Source organism: Polyangium spumosum (assembly GCF_009649845.1).
Lineage (GTDB): Bacteria > Myxococcota_A > Polyangia > Polyangiales > Polyangiaceae > Polyangium > Polyangium spumosum.
Map to the genome: position 1 here is coordinate 146,402 of NZ_WJIE01000010.1, position 21,409 is coordinate 167,810.

The window sequence follows — 21,409 nt, forward strand, 5'->3', positions numbered from 1 at the left end:
TCATTCAGAGGGCAGCGCCCAGATTCGACGGCAGTCGCGGCGAATTGCTTCCATCCATCCGATCATGCTTTTCCTCGTCCGACCGTTGTAGGTGAGCTGTGACATCCCAACACGACTCTTTTCGCTTTGCGTCAGCTCGTCTTCGTCCAGATGCGCGGGAAATTCATGAAACTCGGCGCACTTCTCGACGCTGTTGAGCAGGTGTTCTCCAATCCCTGGAGGGTCTGCGCACGACATCCCGTGTGCCAAAACGTCGTATAAATTGATATGACCACTGATGGTCTCGCATACGTACGCATTCTGCAGCGTCTCTCGCACCCTGCATTCCTGGACCTCTCGCCGAAGAGCCTCGACCTTGGCGACCTCCTCGGGCGCGGCGTCCTGCGTCATGACGACGGGCGGGGCGAGCTGCTCCTTCGCGAGCTGACGCAGCTCCTTCCGACAAGCCGCGATCTCTCGCTTCACCTCCTCGGCAGTGACGGGCTCCTTGCTCTGCGACCTGGCCGGCGGCCTTCGCTCCCGGGTCGCCCAGCCGACCAGCACGCCGCCGCCGAACACGAGGCCGACCACGGTCAGCGCGACGAGGAGCCGAACGACGAGGCCAGCACGCTCGGGGCGCTCGCTCATAGGGGCGCCTCCTCGCGCTTGCGCTGCTTTGACCGATCCACCCCCGGCGGGTACTTCGGGGGCGTCTCCGTGCACGTGAAGACGAACTCTTTCAGGCGACGGAGCAGCTCGTCCTCCGTGAGCGTCCGATGGATCCGGACCGCCTCGGCGATGAGGCTCGATTGTTCCTTCGTGAGATCGTCCGCGCGGTAGTCGGGTGGAACGTCAGCGAACATGGCGCAGCGCTCGAAGTTCTCCTCGACGAGATCCGCGGCCCGCGACTTGGGCCCGCACATCAAGCCATCCTTGGGCAAGGCCAGGAGCACGTGGAACTGACGGGCCGCGGCGACGCAGACTTCCGCGCTGGTCAAGAGTCCGCGCCGGTTGCATTGCGAGAGTTTTGCTTCGAGCGCCTCGATGGTGGCGGGCGTCTCGGCCGCGTCTGGGTTCGCTTCTTCGGGAGGAGCTGCGGTGGCTGAGGGGGTCGATCGGGGTTTCGAACGGGCTGCCAGTTTTTGATGACACGCCGAAAGTTCTGTCTGGGTTGCGAGATCCGCTGGCCGTTCCGCTGGGTTCTTTGCGGCAGCCGAGGGGGGCCGTTCCGGGATCGATCTGCCGGCGAAAATGCCGGCACCGAAGAGAGGAGCGAGCAGAACCGCCGCTGCAATGAAAGGAATCGGGCGACGCGGTTTCTTGGCACCTTCAGTCATGCGTCGACCTCACGATGACGCGGTTCCGATGCGCCACGCGAAGATGGCTGCGTGATGACCTCTCTCACTTTAGCAGCGCGACATTACTCGATGGATTCGGAATTGAAGCGAAGGTCGCCATTGCCCGTATTTGATCGGCAACCTGCGCGATGTACAATCCGAAGAGCGCTCGGACTTCGGGAGTCCAAGAGGCTACGCGAAGGTGTCGCCACTCGGGGCGGTGTTTCTGGTCTTCCACGAAGAGAGAGCGTCGGCCCGCAAAAGCGTTAATACACTCGATCCAGTAGGGCTCGAACACTTTAGGCGGATTTGGCACATCGTCGAAGCTTTCGGAAAGGTCCAGAAGAAAGCCGCCCCTGAATGTGTCAAAAAATGCAAATTCCAAACTTGAAGCGTTCGGTCGGCGGTGCATGTGCTTGTTGTAGCTGTCGAGGCGTACGCGGAATCCTTGTTCGAATTTCCCGGGCTTGAGAGAGGCGCCGCCTCCGGGCACTACGACCTTCCGCCTTTTGTCGGTTCTTGGGTTGTCGTAGACGTCCAACTCGGTTTGGTTTTCAAACAAGAAAACGTATAGGCCGCGTCTGCGTCTGCTGTGGACGCCGCTCAGAAGCTGACTATCGGCCGAGGGTGTGAGCTCGTAGAGCATGGTTTTGATCCCCAGGGGCTGCGTTTACCCGCGGCGCCCGAGCCCTCGATTCGGAGCATCGTGAGGTTGCGGGCTCGGATCAAGGCTTGGGCCATCGCTACCGGCGCCGGCGGTTGCAATGGCTTGTTGGGTGGCCCCGAACGCGGCCGCAAACCCGTGCAGAACTCGCAGCCCAAGTTCCTCGGAATCATAGCCGAGGCGCGCTGCCAGAAGATCCCAATCGTCGCGCTCCGCCTGGGTTGCAAACGTCAGGAACAGCGTGCGTGTATCATAATTCTTCGCAGGGACCGGCCACATCTGATTGTGGCTGTAGTTGTCGCCTCGCTTTTTCAGTTGTGCGACAAACACCGTCCCCAAAATACGGAAACGTCGGTGCTCATGGTCGTGGTGGCAGAATGGGCGCGAATGTTCTGGAATCAGCCCGAGGACGTCCTCGTACTCGACAGGATCACCATGAATGATTGCTTGTCTGATGGTTGCGTCCCAGGTATCGTCGAAGCAACAGACCGCTTCGTCGTCCGACATCATGTCCCGCTTCTCAAAGTTAGTGCCGAATACATGGTATCGGCTGGGGCGAATAAAATAGATCTTTTGTCTTCTAGGGATGTCGTTTGTGATGTGCATCATTCGTCCTGTGATCTGCATCGATCAATCATCACCTACGTGGTACATCGCGCGACCGTATTCAGCCGCGTGGCGCAATTTGCGCCGCAGCAGCTCCGTAAGGTCTACGAGACCCTGGAACACCTGCGCAAGGTCGGACCCGTCCATGAGAACAGCGTAGATTCGGCCGCTCCGCGCGGCCTCTTCAACCGCATAATCAGTAAATCCACTCATTGATACGAATAGGCCCAACGTGTTGTCGAGCTTGGTCTGCACCTTTCCTTGAAAATCCCGTACGTCCTTCGGCTCAATAGGCTTTGCCTCCCACTTGGCTTCGACGACTAGAAACGAGCCGTCAAAGACGATACTGCCATCAATTTGTTCACCGGGCCGAGCCATCGAGCCGCGAGGATCCATGTCGTGAAGGGCAAACAAGTCCCGGAGCAGTTCCTGAAATTGAAAGCCACGTCGCCGCTTGCTCGCCGCATCGTCAGGGATCATGCTCAATGCTAGAAACCTGTCGTTGAGCGCCTTCAAATCTCTTTGCCGCTGTATGCGAGCCACCCGCGAGCGCTCCGCCTCAGTTCGTGCTTCGCGACGCGCGCGATCGGCTCGCTCTGCGATGGTCTCCCGCCCCAAGAGGTCCTTGAGCGCGCGGACAGCTCGGCGCGCGTCATCAGCCTTCTTCTTCCCATCGTCGAGCCGCACGAGGTGTGGCATGTCCTCATCCATCTCGACAACGGAATCGATAATCCCGTTGAGGATGGGCATGCCGACCGCCGGCTCGCCTGCAAGTTGATCGACGAGACGCTGGGCAATGATGCGCTTGTAGGTTCCGGGGCCCCAGGGAAGCGCCCCCAAAACATCTGCGGGGACCCCCGCCCGCGTGAGGAACGAGCGTAGGTCGTTTTGGAACCAGTATATTGTTCGTAAAGCGTCGACCAGCGCGTTTAGGATAACGGCGGAGTAGACCTTCATGCCGGCCAGGGTTGTACCAGAACGCCGCTGCTGGAACAACCGGAGAAGATGCTCGAACGCCAACTCGCACCTGGGGTCGACCGGAGCGAGGACAGGTAGTGGGAGCCAATCGCGATGCATCCATCGCTGGACGCAGTCCCTCACGGTATCTGCTTCACGTCTTCAGAAGGCTTCCGCGGATGAATCGCTGCCTGCGTCCGCCCCCACGCTGACGTTACGCCCGGCGTGAACCAAGGTTAGACGCGCGAACCGCTTTGAATGTGCTTTAGGTCGCAGTTTGCCAGGAGCCCCCCGGGATGCGGAGACGATGTTCTGTTACCCTCCCGCGCATCCGGCCTTGTTCTGGTCATGGGAAGATCTTCGAAGCCGACCGACTACCCGCCCGAGCTGGTCGCCGAGACCCTTGACCTCCGTCACGAGGTCACGCGCCTCGCACGCGAGGGTCAGGCGTACACGCGGGAACCCGTGGACGACAGGGTGCAGCGCGTGTTCGTGAACGCGCTGCGCAACCTCTGGAGGCACACGCCGCACCCTGACGGCGCGAAGTTCATGAAGAGCGACGACCTTGGATTCGTGGCGCATCCGCCTGTCGAACGAACGCTGTGTAACCACCGAGTCCCCACCGGCCCGATGGAAGAACTGCGCATTGCGCAGTTCTTCCACCCTCGGTCCAGGCCGTGCCTGGTCGGGGTCGAGGGGCGGACAGCCCCCGCGGGGTCTGGGGCGGCGCCCCAGTGTGGCGCCTCAGCCGCCCACCCCGCCCTGGACGGCGTCGCGCACACGAGCGGACGGTACCGCGGGCACATGCCGCCGAGATGTGCGAAGGATCGGCGGGTCCTGTCAGGAGGCAGCCATCGTCACCGAGCTCCTCGTCATTTTTGCGCTCGTGCTGGTGAACGGCGTGCTCGCTGGGGCCGAGATTGCCGTCGTGGCGCTGCGTGGTTCGCGGCTCGATCAGCTCGTGGCCGAGAAGAGCTCGCGTGCGCGGGCCGTGAAGAACCTGCGCGACAACCCCGAGCGGTTCCTCGCCACGGTGCAGATTGGGATCACCGTGATCGGCGCGCTGGCGGGGGCGTTTGGCGGGGCCACGTTTGCGGAGGATATTGCGCCTTTGGTCGCGGGGGTGCCTTTGCTCGCGGATCATGCCGAGGCGGTCGCGATTGGCGTCGTGGTCGTGCTGATTTCGTATCTCTCGCTCGTGCTCGGGGAGCTCGTGCCCAAGTCGCTCGCGTTGCGGTATGCCGAGACGTATGCGCTGAACATCGCCAAGCCGCTGCTCGGGCTCTCCTTCCTCACGCGGCCGGTCGTGTGGTTCTTGACGGCGAGTTCGAATGTCGTGCTGCGGCTGTTCGGGGACAGGACGACGTTCACCGAGGCGCGGCTGTCGCCGGCCGAGCTGCAGCAGCTCCTCGGGGAGGCGACGAAGGCCGGCTCGGTGGATCCACGCGCGGGGGAGATCGCGTCACGCGCGTTCGATTTGCCCGAGCTCTCGGCCGCGCAGGTGATGGTGCCGCGTACGCGGATGGTGAGCTTGTCGCGGGACGCGACGATCGAGGACGTGCGACGGGTCGTCGCCGCGCATGGGCATACGCGGATGCCCGTGTATGAAGAGGATCTGGATCACGTGATCGGGTACGTGAACGTGAAGGACGTGTTCATGCGCGCCACCGGGGAGGTGTCCTTCACGGCGAAGGACGTGCTGCGGCATGCTTACTTCGTGGGGGAGAGCGTGCGCGCGGTCGCGCTGCTCGAGGCGATGAAGAAGCGGCGGACGCAGATCGCGATCGTGGTCGATGAGCTCGGGGCGACGAGCGGGATGGTGACGCTGGAGGATCTCGTCGAGGAGCTCGTGGGGGATGTGTTCGGTGAGCACGAGGCGCCGAAGCCGGAGATCGTGTGCCCCGAGGCGGAGGGGACGTTCCTCGTGCTGGGCAGCGCGCCGGTGCACGACGTGAATCGCGCGCTCGGGCTCGATTTGCCGATGGAGGAGAGCTTCACGACGATCGCGGGGCTCGTGCTGCACCTGGCCCAGAGTATCCCCGCGGAAGGGACGAAGTTGACGACGGAGGACGGGACGGGGATCGAGGTCGTGGAGGCGACGCCGCAGCGCGTGCGGAAGGTGCGGATCACGCCGCCGGCTGCTCCGACGGAGGGCGAGCGGTAGCAGCCAGCCGGGCCTCCGCGCGTCGCTCCTCGGTGTGGTCGACCTCGATGTCGATGTGACGCGCCTCCGGGATCACGGCGCGTACGGCGAGCTCGATGTCGTCGATCTCGTCGCTGATGGCGCGCAGGGCGCTCGCGCCGAGGAGGCGGGCGGTCTCTTCACGCTCGGGGCCCGTGAGGGCGTGGGCGCGTTCGGCGAGGACACGGTCGAGGCGGCGGATGAGCAGGGAGGGCTCGAAGGTGACCTCGGCCTTGAGTTTGTAGACCTCGGGCGTGATCTGGCGGCTCTTGACGTCGCGGACGGCGCGTACGGTCGGGCGCTCGGAGAGGACGCGGACGAAGGTGTCCTCGACGCCGTCAGGGACGGCCTTGCCGAGGAGGAGGTCGCGGTTCTGCGTGACGAGGTGGAGCGCGACGAAGCCGAGGAGGAGGCCAACGAGGATGGAGGCGATCGCGTCCCAGGCAGGGTTTTTCGTGAGGTAGGCGGCGCCGATGCCGCCGGCGGCGAGGAAGAGGCCGAGCAAGGCGGCGCCGTCTTCGAGGAGGACGGCGACGGCGGCAGGATCGGCCTTCTCGCGGAGGTAGCGGCGGAAGGGCATGTCGCCGCGGTGGGCGGAGACGGCGCGGACCGCGAAGACGAGGGCGCTGCCCTCGATGAGGAAGGAGAGGCCGAGGACGGCGAAGGTGACGGTGTTGATCTCGGGGTCGTGCGGGTGCAGGAGGCTGTCGATGCCGTGGTAGACGGTGACGCCGCAGCCGACGAAGAAGATGCCGGCCGCGGAGAGCAAGCCAAAGACGAAGCGCTCGCCGCCGTAGCCGTAGGGGTGCTCGTCGTCGCCTTGCCGTGCGCCACGCTTGAGGCCGACGAAGAGGAGGGCCTGGTTGCCCGTGTCGGCGGCGCTGTGGATGGCCTCGGAGAGCATGGCGCCGGAGCCGGAGAGGAGGAAGGCGACGAACTTGAGGACGGTGACGACGGTGTTCGCGGCGAGGGCGGCGATCACGGCGCGCAAGGAGGCGGGGGAGGCCATCGGGGGATGATAGGCGCGGAGCCGGGCGCAGACTACGGCGAGGTCGATGGTCTAGGATGGCGGCATGTCCGGTGCCGAGCTGCCGAGCTCTCTCGACAAGCCGAAGACGGCTCTCCCGCCCGAGGAGCCACCCGCGGGCGCGCTGCAGCGGCTCGCGGCGCGGTTCACGGCGTGGGCCGAGCGGTGGATCCCCGACGCGTTCATCTTCGCGCTCGTGGCGACGTTCCTCGTGGTCGTCGCCGCGTGGGTGAGTTTGTCGGCGAAGATGGGCGCGGCGAGCGCGGCGGCGGAGGTGGTGGCGATCTGGGGCGGCGGGTTCTGGGAGCTCATCCCGTTCACGTTGCAGATGGCGCTCGTGATCATCACGGGGTACGTGGTCGCGACGACGCGGCCGGTTTACCGGCTGATCCGCGCGCTCGCGTCGGTGCCAGGCTCGCCGCGGGCGGCGATCGCGTGGGTGGCGCTGTTCGCGATGCTGTCGTCGTGGTTCAACTGGGGGTTTTCGCTGATCTTCAGCGCGATGCTCGCGAAGGAGACGGCGCGGCGCGTGAAGGGGGTCGATTATCGCGCGGTGGCGGCGAGCGCGTTCCTCGGGCTCGGGAGCATCTGGGCGCAAGGGCTGAGCGGGAGCGCGGCGCTGCAGATGGCCACGCCGAGCGCGCTGCAGCCGGCGACACGCGCGATCGTCGAGGCGGGCGGGAAGGTGCCGGGCGGCGTGATCCCGCTGTCGGACACGATTTTCCTGTGGCAGAGCCTCGTGTCCGTCGGGGTGGAGATCGTGGTCGTGACGGCGCTCGTGTACCTGTATGCGCCGTCGGCGGCGCGGGCGCGGAGCGCGGCGGATCTCGGGATCGAGCTCGGGCGGTCGCCGCTCGAGGCGGACGATCCGCCGCGGAAGGCGACGCCGGGGGAGTGGCTCGAGCATTCGCCGATCCCGAGCTTGCTGTTCGTGATGCTCGCGGGCGCGTATCTCGTGGGGTACTTCGCTTCGAGCGGGCAGGGGCTCAACGCGCTGAACCTGAACACGGTGAACCTGATCTTCCTGACGCTGGGGGTGCTGCTGCACGGGACGCCGGCGCGGCTGATGCGGGCGGTGAAGGAGGCGACGCCGGGGGTGTGGGGCGTGATCTTGCAGTTCCCGTTTTATGCGGGGATCGCGGCGCTGATCGTCAAGACGCACCTCAACGAGGCGATCGCGGGCTTCTTCGTGGGCTTCTCGACGCCCCGAACGTACCCGGCGGTGGTGGCGATTTATTCGGCGGTGCTGGGGGTGTTCGTGCCGAGCGGGGGGTCGAAATGGGTGATCGAGGCGCCGTACGTGATGCAGGCGGCGCACGATTTGAAGGTGCACCTCGGGTGGATGGTGGCGGTGTACGATCTCGGCGAGGCGCTGGCGAACCTGGTGCAGCCGTTCTGGATGTTGCCCATCCTCGGCCTGTTCGGCCTGCGGGCGCGCGACGTGATGGGCTACACGTTCATCGTATTCCTCGTCCTGTTGCCCCTTGTGCTGCTGCTCGTGACGGTGCTCGGCGCGACGTTGCCGTATCCGCTGTGAACGACCGACGTGGTTTCTGGCACGTCCTGCCCGTGCAGAGTTGATCGCCGGTCGTTGCAGAGGTGCGATACGCGTGGGGGGGAGGGGACGCAAGTGCTGGAAATGGGGATGGACTGCCATTGGCCCGCTGCTTGCTCATAGGGATGGTCGAGCGCCTGCTCCGGCTCCCCCCCCCGCCGTCGAGTAGGCGCTTTTTTACGTCCATCGGTCGAGAATGTAATCGATGTCGCCGATTGCCGGCCGCGGCGAGGAGCCCTCGCACGGATGAAAGCGCGTCCTTGCAAGGTTGCGATGTCGGAAGGTCGATCGGGCGCGGATCTTCGCGGATCAGGGGGATCCCGAGCCTGGTATGCGGGTTGCAATCATCCTTCGCGAGCGCCTGCTCCGGTACCCCCCCCGCCGTCGAGTAGGCGCTTTTTCTTTTTGTTCGCGGGATCAATCGACGCGGACGATGGCGACCTGCTCGATCTTGCTCGGCGGGACGACGTCGACCGTCAAGAAATGCCGGCCGATGCCGTCCATGCGCTCCGGGATCGCGCCCCCGCCGCCCGTGATGTGGGCCGGGATGCCCGCGTTCTCGAAGGCGTAATACGAGTGGATGTGCCCGTAAAACGTGAGGTCGACGTTGCCGCGGGCGAGCTGCAAGAGGAGCTTGTCCGCCTCGGCGCGGCTCGCGAACGAGCCGTTGCGTGAGCCCACAGGGTCGATGGGCACGATGTGCATCGTGACCACGTCGAGGCGATCCCGGCCGCCCTCGAGCCAGCCGTCGAGCCAGGTGTAGACGAGAGGATCGAGGGTCGCGCTCGCGGAGTCGAGCATGGTGAGGCGCACGCCGCGGTAGTCGAAGGCGTAGTTTCCACGGCCAAAATAGTCGTGGTAGAGGTCGTCGCGCGTGCCGAGCTCGTGGTTGCCGAGCGTCGCGTAGCAGGGGAAGACGAGGGTCTTCATCTCGCGCTGGAAGGCCTCGAGCTGCTCGGGCGTGCCCTGCTGGGTGAGGTCGCCGCTGATGAGCGCGAAGCGGATCCCCGGCGTGTCGTTCATCTTCGTGTAGATGTCCTGGACGCCGTCGATGGCCTCCTGGACGTCGGCGTAGACGGCGAAGCGCCACGGGGAGAGCGATTCCCGATCGGGCGCGGCGAGGGAGAGGGTGATCTCGTCGTTCGAGGGGAGGTCGAGGCGGAAGGTGCGCTCGGTGGGGTGGGGCGCTTCCGCGATCTCGACAGGGATGGACGCGCCAGCCTGGGTCTCGGCGACGAGGACGGCGTCGGAGAGGATGTTTTCGAACCGCACGTTCCAGGCGCCCCCGCCGGAGGCGCCGGTGTGCAAGCGGAGCGAGAGCGCGGGCGCGGATGCCCAGAGCCCGAGCTCGCCGGGCGCGAGGCGGCGAACGGCGGCGAGCCCCCCTTCGACCTCGACGCGGACGTCGCTCTGCGAGGCGCGGCCGATCTCGAGGTCCCGGCGGGCGCGGCCCTCGGCGACGTCGAGGCAGGAGGCGAGGAGCGGGACGGCCGACACGAGGAGGAGCGAGGCGAAACACGATTCGATGGGCTTCAAGGGTTCCCTCCGTACCGAAAGAGGAGCGAGGCGCGGCCGACGAGGGCGGAGCCGCCCTGCGCGTCGAAGTGCGCGCCCCAGCGAGGCGAGAAGAAGAGGCGGGTCTGGACGCCAAAATGCCCGGCGATGCCGCTGCCGAGGCCAGGGCTCTTGAAGCCGCCGGCGAAGCCGTCGTGGCGGTGCTCGTAATAAGCCATGGCCTCGCCGCGCGGATATCCGGCGTGGCCGAGGTAGATGCCGAACGCCATGCGGGGGGTGAGCAGATCGTTCGCCTCGACGCCGATGCCAGGGTAGCGGTGCGCGGCATACGCGGCGCCGAGGCCGAGCTCGGCGAAGGAGCCGCGGAGCGTGGGGCCGACGCGGGCGAGATCGAGGCGGCCGACGAGGTTGACCTCGCCCGTGAGGACGGAGAAATGCTCGGGGCCGTAGGTGTGGTTCGTCAGGGCGAACTCGAGGTCGAGGTACGAGCCGTCGCGCGAGCGCGGTTGGTCGCCGGGGCGGGGGCCGAAGAACCGGTAGGCGGCGGCGACGCGGATGCGGGCGTTCGTGTCGTCGAGGGCAAAAAAGCCGAGGGCCGAGAGGCGGAAGGAGCCCTTGCGCAGGTCGACGCCGGGGGTGAGGAAGGCGTTGTAGGCGAAGTTGGGGTCGTGGACGAAGGTGAGGCCGAGCTGGGTCTCGACCGAGGGGAGGTAGACGGGGGGGCTGCCGGTGCCACCCTCGGGCGCGAGGACGCCGTACACGTCGGCGAGGGCCGAGAGGAAAAAAAACGCGGCGCCCGTGACGGTGCCGAGGATGATGGGGCCGATGAACCTGCGCGTCGCGCCCGTCGCAGCCGCGCCGCCGAGGCCGGCGACGACGAGGCCCGCCCCGAGGCCCTCGGCGCCGAGGAGGATGAAGCCGGTGCGGGTCTGGCCGAGGACGAAGTGCCCGGCGCCATGGACGAGCCCACCCGGGACGATGGATGCAGCGACGGCGAGGGCCTTGCGGGAGGGCGTCGGAGGCGACGATGCGGCTGGTTTCGGTTCAGGCGTGTCCGCAGCGGCGGCAGGGTGGGGGGCGAGGAAAAACGCGGCGGCGGTCGCGAGGGCCGGGCCGGATATCGAGAGGCGCCTCGGGGGAGCTTGGAACCCTGTCACGATCGCGGATCTTAGGACGAAAATGGCACTTGTCTTTCCAGCGTGAACGGCTGTTTAATGCTCTCTGGAGGCGTACCCACCGAGGCCCTCCCATGAACCGGATGAGACACGCAGCTCTTTTCCTTTCCGCGCTGCTCCTCGTGGGGCTCGCAGCGGCTTGCGGAGACGGCGGTTCAGCCACGTCGTCAGGACCCACGGGCGGCAGCGGCGGCACAGGCGGCAGCGGCGGCACAGGCGGCTCCGGCGGCAGCGGCGGCACCGGCGGAATGCCTCCGGCCCCGTCAGGGCCGCCCGGCATGGAGACGGTGAGCGCCGGCGACGTGATGAAGAGCCCGAGCTACAAGATGGTCTTCACGCTCGGGCAGCCCACGCAGAACCAGACGAAGACGACATCGCCCAGCTACCGGATGCAGGGCGGACTCATTGGAGCAAACGGGAGCTTGCCATGAGCAACGGGATGATCTCGCGCCTGATCTCGGCTTCGGCCTTCGCTGTCGCGCTCTGCGCAGGCGCCGCCGCCGCGGAGGCCGCGGTGCCGCAGACCATCACCCACCAGGGGCGGCTGTACGACGCGAAGGACGCACCCGTGAATGGCACGCTCCAGGTGCGTTTCGCCATCTATGCGGATGCCTCGTCCGTCGACCCGATCTGGTCGGAGTCGCACGACATCACGTTCGAGGAGGGGTATTTCTCGGCGAACCTCGGGACGAGCACCCCTTTCGACAAGAACGTCTTCGATGGCTCGGTGCGGTACCTGGGCGTCACGGTCGGAGACGATCCGGAGATGACGCCACGCGCGCCGGTGCAAAGCGTGCCCTACGCGATGCTCGCAGGCGACGCGGTGGGCGACATCCACCCGACCTCGGTGTCGATCGGCGGCACGGTCGTGATCGACGAGGCAGGCAAGTGGGTCGGGGATCCGTCGGGGCTCATCGGACCCGAGGGGCCGCAAGGGCCGATGGGGCCGAAGGGCGCGACGGGCGCGACGGGCGCGACAGGGCCGGCAGGGCCAAAGGGCGCGACGGGCGCGCAGGGGCCGACGGGGCCGATGGGGCCCGTGGGGCCGACGGGGCCGACGGGGCCGACGGGCGCGAAAGGCGCGACGGGCGCGCAGGGGCCGACGGGGCCTGTGGGGCCGACGGGGCCGAAGGGCGCGACGGGCGCGCAGGGGCCGACGGGGATCGTGTCGGTCACGAGCCTGAACGGGGCAGCCCAGACCGTCAACGGCGGCTCGCTGGCGTTCGCGTGGGCCGCGCAGCCGGTCACCGTCACGATCGCCGCCGGGCAGCGGATCACGGGATCGGCGGTGATGACCCTCGGCACGAGCTTGAGCGGGAGCCCGGGCGTGGCCACGGCGGTGGGCCTGGGGCTCTGCTACCAGGGGTCCGGAGGCTCGATCACCCACTTCTACTCGAGCTCGTACCCCACGGCCGCGAGTATCTCCGTGCGCGCGCCGTACGCCGCCGCGGGCACCGTGTCGGGCCTGCCGGCAGGGACGTACAACGTCGGGTTCTGCGTGCGGAACACTTCGATGGTCGCGCTGGGCGCGAACGACGCGCTCAACGGCTGGGTCATCGTGCACAACTGAACGACGAGCCCCTCCGTTCGTCGTGCCGAACCTCTCCCCCATCGTAGAGACGATCACGCGCGCGGCGCACGTCTTCGCGCTTGCCGTCGCGCCGCCGCTGTTCGCGCCCGAGCCCGGGCCGGGCTCGCTCGCAGGCGCGCTCGTCGCAGGCGTCGCGCTCGTTGCCGTGGTCGCAGGTGCGCTTCGCCTGGCCGGCCGCGCCCGCTCGCCCGAGGCGAGGATCGCAGCCGCGGCGCTCGTGCTCGCCGTCGTCACGTCCCTCGTCGTCGGCGCCTACTTCCGCGGCCCACGCGCGCCGCTCGGGCGCGGCGTGCTCTTCGTGGCCGCGCCGTTGTGGACGGGCCTCGCCGCTTGCGCCGCGATCGTGGCTCCGCCGCGAAACACGCGGATCGTGGCGGCGGCCGTCGTGGGCCTCGGCCTCGTGCTCTTCGGCGCGTCGGCCGAGTGGCTCGCCTCGACGTCGCAGATGTGGTGGCAGACGGTGCTCCGCGACGGCGACGCGCGGCGCGCCCTCGACGTGATGATCGCGCCCCACGAGCGAGCCCGCGATCACGCGGCCGCGCTCGCCGTGGTGGATCGATGCCTCACGCGGAAGCCCTCGAGCTGCGCGTGCGCGTCGCGCCGCCCGTTCATCCTGCTCCACCTGCGCGACACGTCGCGCGCGCTCGAAGGCGCAGAAAACGCGGCGGACCGCTGCCCGGCGGATCCACGCGCGCAGGCCGCGCGCGCCGCGGCGCTCGCCGCGAACGGCGAAGGGAAGCGGGCCGAGGAGGTGGCGCGCGCGGCGCTCGTCGACGGGGCCGATCCGCTCGTCGCGTACACGCTCGCGCTCGCGCTCGATCAGCAAGGGCGTACGGCCGAGGCGATCGCGTCGGCGAGGCGCGCCGTCGAGGGCGGCGCGGGGCGCGACGCGGCGGTCCTGCTCGGCGCGCTGCTCATCCGCGAGGACGCGCTCGACGAGGCGGAGAAGGTCCTCGCGCCGATCACCCGCGAGGCCTCGAACGACGCGGAGGCGCTCTTCGATCTGGGAATCGTGGCGGACAAGAAGAACGACTACAACCGCGCCCGGGAGCGTTACCTGGCGGCGCTGCGCGCCGATCCGAGCCTCGTGGCCGCGCGCCGGAACCTCGCGCTCCTGACGTCGCGCTTCGGCGCCCTCGAGGAGGCGCGCCACCACGCGCGCAAGCTCGTCGAGGCCACGCCCGGGGACACGCGGAGCGTGGAGCTCTTGCGGCGGATCGAGCTCGCCGCGCTCTCGCGATCGGCGCCTGCCCCCGCGCCCTGACGCGCGGCCGAGCTCAGCGGTACGGGCCGAGCCTCGTGGCCCCCGCGAGCGCGGCGACGGCTCCAGCGAACGCCTCGGCCACGCCGAGCATCTCCTCGGGATCCTGCACGAGCGGCAAGCGGATCCCGAGGCGGTCCTCTTCGAGCAAGGGCTCGCGCCCCGTGGCCTTCGTGATCGTCTCGCTCCACGAGGCCGGCAGATCACGCTCGGGCCGCGGCGTCCAGAGCCGGCTCTCGGCCGGCCGATCGAGCTCCCAGCGATGATCGAGGGATAGATGGAACCCTGCGCGGGAAAATCCTTCGAGCGCGAGATCGCCGATACGGAGGCGCGCGTCGCGCTCCTCGGCGAAGCGCCGGTAGGCGGGCAGGGACGTCGCGAGGGCGGCGGGCGGGGGCAAGGTCGTGAAGGCTCTCGCCAGTCGATACGCGAGCATCGCGCTCCGCGCGAGGAAACGCTCGAGGCCCGAGACCTGGTAGACGCCTCCCTTCTGCACGACCACCGCGTGCTCGTCGTCGAGCGCGGCCTCGTCGAAGACCTCGATGGCGTCGCGCACGTCGCCGCCGAGCAAGCACTGCGCCTGGACGGCCTCGCGCGCCTTCACTGTGAAGCGCTTGGCCAGGCGTTTGTCCAGGCCAGGGAGCTTCGCGCCGAGGTCGGTCCACCGCCGTTCGGCGAGGCGCAGATCGAGGCCGAGCGGAGGGTACGAGAGCTCGGCCACGGTGCAGGGCCCCAGGCCTTCGCGGTGCTCCTCGGTCACCTCGACGCGGACGCCGTGCACGTCGAGGGTGAGGCGAGCCTGCTCGGGATCGAACTCCACGACGGTGTAGCCAGCGGCGCGCGCCGCGCCTTCGCCCGCGCGCCACACCGAGAGGTGGCGTTGTTTGCCCACGAGCGGCAGGCGTCCCTCCGCGCTCGGCCGCTCGCCCCGCTGGCGCTCGACGCGCACGGGCACGCGCAGGGAGAGATCGCGGCCAAAGGCCACGACGGCGACGACCTCGATGGCGTGGTCGACGCTGATGAAGGGCGAGAGGAAGGTGGGCGCGAGATCCTTGGGGATGGCGATCCGGAAGGGGAGCGAGGCGCCCTCTTCGGGCGTGCCTTCACAGAGCTTGTACGTGCGCCGCTCGATCTCGGCGGGCCCCGCGGTGCTGCTCACGATCGCGGTCTCGACGCAGCTCGTCGCGAGCTCGACGCGGCGGAGCTTGCGGCTGCCGAGCCCCGTGAGCGCGACGGCGCCCGCGAGCACGCCCCCGAGGGGGAGGCGTTGATCCTCGAGGGAGAGCTCGATCACCGGGTCTTCGCCGCGGTGCTCGCCTGCCAGGCTCGTGAAGACCCTCGGCTGCGGAGGCGCGGCGGGCGCGGCCGGGACGCGGATCGGCAGGACGTAGACCTCGTGGCGATCGGGCCACCACGGGATGTGCACGTGGACGGAGATCTCGTACTCGATCGAGCTGTACACGCTGCGGAAGGTGGGCGGCAGATCGGGCGGAAGCTGGAAGTCGATCGCCTGCTCCCAGGTCCCCGGATGGAGGACGCCCGCGGGAAAACGCCGGCCGAGCCGCAGGATCTCGCGGCGATGGTACTTGCGGGAGGTGGTCTTGCCGGTGGACGCCGTGCGCTTGTAGCGGGACTCGCGGCCCACGAGCTCGACGTCGATCGCGTCGAAGGGCGTCTCCGTCCTGGAGGTCAGGCGGACATGAACGCGGACGCGATCGCCGGGGCTCGGCTCGGCCGGCTCGAGGTAGGTGGTGACGTCGGGGCGGCTGCGCATCGGGGAGCAGCATCATCCGCCACGAGGCGGCCGGGGCACAAGGCGTGACGGACGCGGCGCGCGGCGCGCCTCAATGTCCCGCGCCGGATCCGCCCTGCAGATCGAGCATGCCCATCATGCCGGCGTCGGCGTGATCGAGGATGTGGCAATGGAACATCCACATCCCCGGCCTGTCGTCGTACCGCACGGCGAAGCGGCGCGTGCCGTCGACGGGGACGTTGACCGTGTCTTTCCACTCCATCGGCCGGATCGGGGCGAGCGACTCGTCGAGCGCCTGGAAGAAGAAGCCGTGTAAATGGAACGGGTGGTCGAAATCCATGGTGTTTTTCACGGTCCATACCTGGGTCTCGCCCACCGTCGCGGGGATCGGGACCGCCTCCCACGAGGGCACGCCGTTGATGCCCATGGTCACCTTGCCGTCCTGCTCGCCTTGCGTGAGCTCGAGCGAGATGGGCGTCGCGCCCGCGAGATCGAGCGGCGTGAGCGTGCGCTCGGTCTTCGGTCGCGGCGTCTCGGTGACCTCGGGCGCGTCCGCGAGGTGGACCCGGAAGACCTCCTCCTCGGGCCGGTTGAACGTCGTCCCGTAGCCACGATCGTAGGGCACCCAGCGCACCGCGATCGTCGAGCCGGGCGCGCCGCGTGGCACGACGAGCACGTCCGCGCGTTCGCCCGGCGAGAGCACGAGGGCCGCGGACTCCACGGGTTTTTCCATGAACCCGCCGTCGCCGCCGATCCGCGTGAACGTGTGTTCCTTCATGGCGAGCTGGAAATAGCGGCTCTTCGCGGCGTTCACGATCCGCCAGCGTTGCCGCCGCCCCGCGCGCGCCTCGACGATCGGGTTCTTCTTGCCATTGACGAGCAGGAGGTCCCCCTCGCGGCCGAAGAGCGTGCCGAAATCGAGGCCCGTCTGCGGATCCTGCAGGGCGCCGTCGTCTTTCAGGGCCATGTCCGAGAGCACGAGGACGAGCTCGTCGCCGATGTCCGCGGGCTCGGTCGGGTCGTCGACGAGCAGCGCGCCGTAGAGGCCGAAGCCGAGCTGCGCGGCCGAATGGACGTGCGGGTGGTACCAGTACAGGCCCGCGTCGGGCAGGACGAAATCGTAGGTGAACGTCTCTCCCGGCTGGATCTCCGGCTGGCTGTGCCCAGGCGCCCCGTCCATCGCCGCGGGGATGCGCAGGCCGTGCCAGTGGACCGTCGTCGGCTCCGGCAGCGTGTTGCGGAAATGCACCACGAGCCGATCACCCACGCTCGCGCGGATGAACGGCCCGGGGATCGTGCCGTCGTAGGTCCACGCGGGTGTCGTTTTTCCCTCGAGCAGCTCGAGGTCCTGGATGCGGGCCTCGAGGTCCATCTCGAAGGTGCGGGGATCGGGGTTGCGATCCGCGGCCGGGCGCATGGCGACCGCAGAGTCCCAGCCCTCGGGCTGCGCGCCCGGGTCCGGACCTCCACACCCGAGGGCCACGAGCCCGAGGAGCACGAGCGCCGAACCGCGGCGCAGGAGAGGGGCGGGAGCAGGTGCAACGACGGGGGGTTGCGACATCGCGGTCCTGAGCATCCGCCGAGCCCCTGCCGAATGCAAGCCGCGGCAGGGCCGCGCGACTTGCGAGCGAGAGGCATCTGCTCGTAGGATGCTCAGGATGTCCGTCCTCGTCTCCGGCTCGGCTGTCGGGCCTCGCCCCTTGCGCCGCGTGGCCGTCGCGCGCCGCGGGCGGGCGTGGGCGCTGCTCGTCGTTTCGGCGTCGATCCTCGTGCTCGCATACGGGTGCGTCTCGCCCGACCGGCCTTTCGGCGACGGTCCTCCGGACGGCGGCGCGGGCGGCGGAGCAGGGCAGGGCGGCGGCGCGATCGGCGAGCCGTGCAGCGACGGGGGCGCGTGTGGATCCGGCTTCTGCGTGGACGGGGTCTGCTGCGAGAGCGCCTGCGCGGGGACGTGCGAGGCTTGCAACGCCGGGGCCACGGGGCAGTTGAACGGCACCTGCGCACCCGTGAGCGCGGGCATCGATCCCGAGAGCGAGTGCGAGGACGAGGGCGCGGCGTCGTGCGGGCGGAACGGCTCCTGCGACGGCATCGGCGCGTGCGCGTTGTACGCGGCGGGGACCGAGTGCGCGGCGCAGACCTGCGTTGGACAAACCAAGACGCTCGCGAAGACCTGCGACGGCGCCGGCACGTGCGTGGACATGGGCGCGGTCGATTGCGCGCCGAGCGCCTGCGTGGGCATCCACTGCGCGACGGACTGCGGGAGCGACGGCGACTGCGCGCCCGGGAAATACTGCGACGTGGCCTCGGGGCAATGCCTCGACAAGAAGCCCATCGGCGAGGCCTGCCCGGCGAACAAGCCGAACCAGTGCGAGAGCGGCTTCTGCGCGGACGGCGTCTGCTGCGACGCGGCCTGCGAGGGCGCGTGCGAGGCGTGCAGCGCGGCGCGCACGGGCGCGACGGACGGCGCGTGCGCGCCGATCCCGGACGGCGCCGATCCCGACGGCGAGTGCCCCGAGCTCGGCGCGAGCTCGTGCGGGACCGACGGCGCGTGTGACGGCGCGGGCGCGTGTCGGTTCCATGCCGCGGGCACGGTCTGCGCTGCGGGCTCCTGCGCGGGGGGCGTCCGGACGAACCCCGACACCTGCGACGGCATGGGGAGCTGCGTCGACCAGGGCACGACGAGCTGCGCGCCGTTCACGTGCAGCGGCAACGAATGCGCCTCGGCGTGTACGCTCGACGCGCAGTGCGCGCAAGGCTCGTACTGCGCCGCGGGCGCGTGCGTGACGAAGAAGTCCGCGGGCGCGAGCTGCTCCGGCGCGAACCAGTGCGCGAGCGGCTTCTGCGTCGACGGCGTCTGCTGCAGCTCGAGCTGCACCGGGGTTTGTCAGGCGTGCTCGGTGGCCAAGAAGGGCGCCGGGACGAACGGCGCCTGCGGGCCCATCACGGGCGGGCTCGACCCCGACAACGAGTGCAGCTTGCAGGCGCCGTCGACGTGCGGGACGACCGGCTTTTGCAGCGGCGCGGGCGCCTGCCAGCTCTACCCCTCGGGCACGACCTGCGCCGCGGCGGGCTGCACGAACGACGTCGAGACCGCGGCCGACACGTGCAACGGCACCGGCGCGTGTATCGACAACGGCACGAAATCCTGCAGCCCCTACGTCTGCGGCACGACGAGCTGCAAGACGAGCTGCGAGCTCGACACGGATTGCGTCGCCGGTCACGTCTGCTCGGCCGGCGTTTGCGCCCTGCCGATCACGAAGCCCGGCGGGTCCCGATGAAGCTCGAAGAAGGCGCGATCCTCGGAGACTACCGCATCGTCCGTATCCTCGGGCGCGGCGGGATGGGCGTCGTCTACGTCGCGGACAGCCTGCGCCAGGACGGGCTGCAGGTCGCGATCAAGGTGCTCTCCCAGGCCACGGTCGAGCTCCACGGCGACGCGCTCGCGCGCTTCGAACGTGAAGCGCAGGCGGCCGGGCAGATCGGCTCCGATCACATCGTCGAGGTCCTCGACGTCGGCACCACGGAGGCGGGCGACCGCTTCATGGTCATGGAGCTGCTCGAGGGGGAGACGCTGAAGGCGCGGGCCAAGCGCGGGCGGATCTCGATCGACAAGATCGTCGAGCTCTTCCGGCAGCTCCTCGACGGCCTCGAGGCCGCGCACGTGGCGGGCATCATCCACCGCGACCTCAAGCCCGACAACGTCTTCCTCCAGAAAAAAGACGGGCGCGAGGAGTGGGTCAAGATCCTCGACTTCGGCATCTCGAAGTTCTCGGGCCTCGCCGGCGAGGCCGCGTCGCACACGCGCACGGGCGTCGTGATGGGCACGCCGTTCTACATGAGCCCCGAGCAGGCGCGCTCGGCGAACTCCGTGGACACGCGCAGCGATCTCTACACCGTCGGCGTGATGCTCTACGAGATGCTCACGGGGCAGGTGCCGTTCAAGGGCGAGACCTTCGCCGAGCTGATGTTCAAGATCGTCTTCGAGCCGCAGCCGCACCCGAAGTCGCAGAGCCCGCTGCTCGACGACGAGATCTGCGGCATCGTGGTCAAGGGCATGCAACGCGACCCGGCCGCGCGTTTCCAGAGCGCCGCCGAGTTCCGCGACGCGCTCGTCGCCTGGGAGGAGAAACGTGCGGCCGGCTCGCTCAAGCGCACGCCGCTGCCTTCGATCGTCGACGTCGCCGTGCAGCCGCCGCCGCCGAGCGTGAGGACGCCCGAGCCGCCGCCCCTCTCGACGCCGCCCGACGAAGCGTCCCTCGCCGGACCAACGAGCAGCCCCTCCGGGCCTCCGAGCAGCACGCTCGGACCGACCTCGGCGCCGACCAGCGCCTCGCAGACGAGGCAGACCTGGGCGCAGAGCGAACGCTCGTCCGTGCCCGCGGGCAAACGCAAGGGCGGGCTCGTCGCGGCGAGCCTCGCGGCCGTGGTCGCCGTGTCCGCGGGAGGCGCGTACGTGTTCCTTCGGGGCAACCCCGGCCCGCCCGCGCTCCCGCCGCCCGCCGCCGCGGCGCCCGTCCCCACGCCCGAACCCGAAACGACGACGCCGCCGCCCGCCGCGTCGACGGCGGCGCCCACGCCGGCCGAGAGCGCCTCCGCCGCGCCCGCCGAGAGCGCCTCGGTCAAACCCGCGTCCTCGGTCGCGCCGACGCAGGTCGCGCCGACGAAGAAGAGCGTGACGAAGAAGGTCGTCACGGACTACGGGTATTGAACCAGCGCGCCGGCGCGTTCGTCTCGTAAAACCTAAAACCGGCCGACCACGCCGCCGCCCTGCGGCCCGATCCACGGGGTGACGGAGGCTCCTTGCGGCGACGTCTCCGGCGATCGTTTCGCCGTGACGAACAGGATCACGCCCGTGATCGTCAATGCGCCGCCCGCGGCGAGCCCGATGACGCCGATCGTGCCTTTCTGGTTCGCGTCCTCGTCGAGCGCGCGCACGGCGTCCGCCTGCGGGCCCGAGCAGCCGACCCCGCAGGTGTTGAACGCCCCGTCCGCCTCCGAGCGCTTCATCAGCGACAGCACCCCGAAGGCGCCGCCGACCCCGAGCCCCGCCACGCCGAGCCCCAGGAGCGCGCCTCCCGCGATCCGCCCCGGGCTCGTCTTCCCCGCCGGCTGCTCCGGCCCCGGCCTTCGCACCGGCTTGATCGGCCCGGCGTTCGCCACGGGGGAGAGCTCCAGCACCACCTCGGACTTTTCCCCCTCCTTCAACGTCACGCTTTTTTCGGGCGCCGCCATGCCGTCGGCCGTCGCGCGTAACACGTGCGTGCCTGGGTCGATCGGGCTCGCGACGCCGAGCAGCGCCGGGGGGAGCGGCTTTTCGTCGATCGTGACGACGACGTCTTTCGCCTCGGGCGTGGTGCTCACCTGGAGGGTGGGGATCCGCGGCGAGAGGTCGGCGAGCTCCTTCTCCGCGTCGGCCTTGGCGAGCTTGAACGCGGCCGGCGCCTTCGGCCCGAGCACCTCGCGCACGATGGCGAGGTACGCTTCCTTCGCGAGCACGAGCTTGCCGAGGCCCACGTACGAGCGCGCCAGCATGAGCACGTGGGTCGGCGCGTGGAAGAGCTCCTCGGCGCGCAGGAACATGTCGACCGCCTCGCCGAAGCGCCCTGCCTTGAAGGCCGTCGTGCCGCTCTCGGCGGCGGCGCGGGCGCCGGCCTTGGCCTCGGCGCTCGCGGCGGGCTCGTCGGCGCGGACGGGCGGAGGCGCGAGGATGGCGCTCGCGAAGAGGCCTGCTGCGAGGAGGGCGCGGGCGCCGATCTTCATGGGGGGAGCGAGTGTACGGCAGGAGGCGCGGTCCGGGCAAATTGTCC

At 69.1% G+C, this 21,409-nt stretch carries 18 protein-coding genes; 7 read left to right on the forward strand and 11 right to left on the reverse strand.

Annotated elements, in window-relative coordinates; translation table 11 throughout:
* The 5 genes from GF068_RS29990 to GF068_RS30010 all read right to left on the reverse strand — a co-directional run bounded on the left by GF068_RS29990 (position 1) and on the right by GF068_RS30010 (position 3,543).
* On the reverse strand, positions 1-627 hold the full coding sequence (locus GF068_RS29990) for a hypothetical protein (protein ID WP_153822921.1): 627 nt from the start codon (positions 625-627) through the stop codon (positions 1-3).
* On the reverse strand, positions 624-1,316 hold the full coding sequence (locus GF068_RS29995; protein WP_153822922.1) for a hypothetical protein: 693 nt from the start codon (positions 1,314-1,316) through the stop codon (positions 624-626). The genes GF068_RS29990 and GF068_RS29995 overlap by 4 nt, the downstream gene beginning before the upstream one ends.
* Before the next feature lie 64 nt (positions 1,317-1,380).
* The gene (locus GF068_RS30000) at positions 1,381-1,962 is read right to left on the reverse strand and encodes a hypothetical protein (RefSeq protein WP_153822923.1); all 582 of its coding nucleotides are present in this window, start codon (positions 1,960-1,962) and stop codon (positions 1,381-1,383) included.
* Between the two features lie 24 nt (positions 1,963-1,986).
* The gene (locus tag GF068_RS30005) at positions 1,987-2,607 is read right to left on the reverse strand and encodes a hypothetical protein (RefSeq protein ID WP_153822924.1); all 621 of its coding nucleotides are present in this window, start codon (positions 2,605-2,607) and stop codon (positions 1,987-1,989) included.
* Positions 2,608-2,610: 3 nt separating this feature from the next.
* Complete coding sequence (locus GF068_RS30010) at positions 2,611-3,543, reverse strand: restriction endonuclease (protein ID WP_170319747.1); 933 nt, start codon at positions 3,541-3,543, stop codon at positions 2,611-2,613.
* 817 nt (positions 3,544-4,360) lie between these two features.
* Here GF068_RS30010 and GF068_RS30015 point away from each other — a divergent pair.
* Positions 4,361-5,707 (forward strand): hemolysin family protein, encoded by a 1,347-nt coding sequence (locus GF068_RS30015; protein ID WP_338046640.1) that lies wholly within the window; start codon positions 4,361-4,363, stop codon positions 5,705-5,707.
* On the opposite strand, the gene GF068_RS30020 is transcribed toward GF068_RS30015, so the two are convergent.
* Positions 5,670-6,734: a cation diffusion facilitator family transporter gene (locus GF068_RS30020; RefSeq protein ID WP_153822926.1), complete on the reverse strand. Its 1,065-nt coding sequence runs from the start codon at positions 6,732-6,734 to the stop codon at positions 5,670-5,672. The two genes, GF068_RS30015 and GF068_RS30020, sit on opposite strands and share 38 nt — an antisense overlap.
* Before the next feature lie 64 nt (positions 6,735-6,798).
* Here GF068_RS30020 and GF068_RS30025 point away from each other — a divergent pair, with 64 nt between their 5' ends.
* Entirely contained in the window at positions 6,799-8,289 is a 1,491-nt protein-coding gene (locus tag GF068_RS30025; RefSeq protein WP_153822927.1) for a short-chain fatty acid transporter, read from the forward strand.
* Positions 8,290-8,724: 435 nt separating this feature from the next.
* On the opposite strand, the gene GF068_RS30030 is transcribed toward GF068_RS30025, so the two are convergent.
* Both GF068_RS30030 and GF068_RS30035 read right to left on the reverse strand, forming a co-directional pair.
* Positions 8,725-9,843, reverse strand: coding sequence for a metallophosphoesterase family protein (locus tag GF068_RS30030; RefSeq protein WP_153822928.1), 1,119 nt, complete (start codon positions 9,841-9,843; stop codon positions 8,725-8,727).
* On the reverse strand, positions 9,840-10,979 hold the full coding sequence (locus GF068_RS30035) for a hypothetical protein (protein WP_153822929.1): 1,140 nt from the start codon (positions 10,977-10,979) through the stop codon (positions 9,840-9,842). The genes GF068_RS30030 and GF068_RS30035 overlap by 4 nt, the downstream gene beginning before the upstream one ends.
* 92 nt (positions 10,980-11,071) lie before the next feature.
* Between GF068_RS30035 and GF068_RS30040 the strand changes: the two genes are divergently transcribed.
* Genes GF068_RS30040 through GF068_RS47180 form a run of 3 tightly spaced genes read left to right on the forward strand, consistent with a single transcriptional unit; the run spans position 11,072 to position 13,852 of the window.
* Positions 11,072-11,428 (forward strand): hypothetical protein, encoded by a 357-nt coding sequence (locus tag GF068_RS30040; RefSeq protein WP_240807594.1) that lies wholly within the window; start codon positions 11,072-11,074, stop codon positions 11,426-11,428.
* Positions 11,425-12,567 carry a collagen-like domain-containing protein gene (locus GF068_RS46520; RefSeq protein WP_275939278.1) on the forward strand — a complete coding sequence of 381 codons (1,143 nt, stop codon included), beginning with the start codon at positions 11,425-11,427 and terminating at the stop codon, positions 12,565-12,567. Before GF068_RS30040 ends, GF068_RS46520 begins: the two co-directional genes overlap by 4 nt.
* Positions 12,568-12,589: 22 nt before the next feature.
* Entirely contained in the window at positions 12,590-13,852 is a 1,263-nt protein-coding gene (locus tag GF068_RS47180) for a tetratricopeptide repeat protein (RefSeq protein WP_153822930.1), read from the forward strand.
* A 13-nt stretch (positions 13,853-13,865) separates the two neighbouring features.
* On the opposite strand, the gene GF068_RS30055 is transcribed toward GF068_RS47180, so the two are convergent.
* Both GF068_RS30055 and GF068_RS30060 read right to left on the reverse strand, forming a co-directional pair.
* Entirely contained in the window at positions 13,866-15,623 is a 1,758-nt protein-coding gene (locus GF068_RS30055; protein WP_153822931.1) for an arrestin family protein, read from the reverse strand.
* A gap of 70 nt (positions 15,624-15,693) precedes the next feature.
* Positions 15,694-17,163 (reverse strand): multicopper oxidase family protein, encoded by a 1,470-nt coding sequence (locus GF068_RS30060; RefSeq protein ID WP_153822932.1) that lies wholly within the window; start codon positions 17,161-17,163, stop codon positions 15,694-15,696.
* 97 nt (positions 17,164-17,260) lie between these two features.
* Here GF068_RS30060 and GF068_RS43790 point away from each other — a divergent pair, with 97 nt between their 5' ends.
* Both GF068_RS43790 and GF068_RS30065 read left to right on the forward strand, forming a co-directional pair.
* A complete protein-coding gene (locus GF068_RS43790; RefSeq protein ID WP_170319748.1) occupies positions 17,261-18,880 on the forward strand; it encodes a hypothetical protein in 1,620 nt (539 codons plus the stop codon).
* Positions 18,877-20,310 (forward strand): serine/threonine protein kinase, encoded by a 1,434-nt coding sequence (locus GF068_RS30065; RefSeq protein WP_170319749.1) that lies wholly within the window; start codon positions 18,877-18,879, stop codon positions 20,308-20,310. Before GF068_RS43790 ends, GF068_RS30065 begins: the two co-directional genes overlap by 4 nt.
* A 32-nt stretch (positions 20,311-20,342) precedes the next feature.
* On the opposite strand, the gene GF068_RS30070 is transcribed toward GF068_RS30065, so the two are convergent.
* The gene (locus tag GF068_RS30070; RefSeq protein WP_153822934.1) at positions 20,343-21,362 is read right to left on the reverse strand and encodes a peptidase associated/transthyretin-like domain-containing protein; all 1,020 of its coding nucleotides are present in this window, start codon (positions 21,360-21,362) and stop codon (positions 20,343-20,345) included.
* Positions 21,363-21,409: the final 47 nt, after the last annotated feature.

Bases quoted from the DNA above. Each gene is read 5' to 3' on its own strand.
- GF068_RS30005 (WP_153822924.1), bottom strand. From the start codon at position 2,607: ATGCAGATCACAGGACGAATGATGCACATCACAAACGACATCCCTAGA.
- GF068_RS30020 (WP_153822926.1), bottom strand. From the start codon at position 6,734: ATGGCCTCCCCCGCCTCCTTGCGCGCCGTGATCGCCGCCCTCGCCGCG.
- GF068_RS43790 (WP_170319748.1), top strand. From the start codon at position 17,261: ATGTCCGTCCTCGTCTCCGGCTCGGCTGTCGGGCCTCGCCCCTTGCGC.
- GF068_RS30065 (WP_170319749.1), top strand. From the start codon at position 18,877: ATGAAGCTCGAAGAAGGCGCGATCCTCGGAGACTACCGCATCGTCCGT.
- GF068_RS30055 (WP_153822931.1), bottom strand. From the start codon at position 15,623: ATGCGCAGCCGCCCCGACGTCACCACCTACCTCGAGCCGGCCGAGCCG.
- GF068_RS30070 (WP_153822934.1), bottom strand. From the start codon at position 21,362: ATGAAGATCGGCGCCCGCGCCCTCCTCGCAGCAGGCCTCTTCGCGAGC.
- GF068_RS30040 (WP_240807594.1), top strand. From the start codon at position 11,072: ATGAACCGGATGAGACACGCAGCTCTTTTCCTTTCCGCGCTGCTCCTC.
- GF068_RS30000 (WP_153822923.1), bottom strand. From the start codon at position 1,962: ATGCTCTACGAGCTCACACCCTCGGCCGATAGTCAGCTTCTGAGCGGC.
- GF068_RS30010 (WP_170319747.1), bottom strand. From the start codon at position 3,543: ATGAAGGTCTACTCCGCCGTTATCCTAAACGCGCTGGTCGACGCTTTA.
- GF068_RS30025 (WP_153822927.1), top strand. From the start codon at position 6,799: ATGTCCGGTGCCGAGCTGCCGAGCTCTCTCGACAAGCCGAAGACGGCT.
- GF068_RS29990 (WP_153822921.1), bottom strand. From the start codon at position 627: ATGAGCGAGCGCCCCGAGCGTGCTGGCCTCGTCGTTCGGCTCCTCGTC.
- GF068_RS29995 (WP_153822922.1), bottom strand. From the start codon at position 1,316: ATGACTGAAGGTGCCAAGAAACCGCGTCGCCCGATTCCTTTCATTGCA.
- GF068_RS30060 (WP_153822932.1), bottom strand. From the start codon at position 17,163: ATGTCGCAACCCCCCGTCGTTGCACCTGCTCCCGCCCCTCTCCTGCGC.
- GF068_RS46520 (WP_275939278.1), top strand. From the start codon at position 11,425: ATGAGCAACGGGATGATCTCGCGCCTGATCTCGGCTTCGGCCTTCGCT.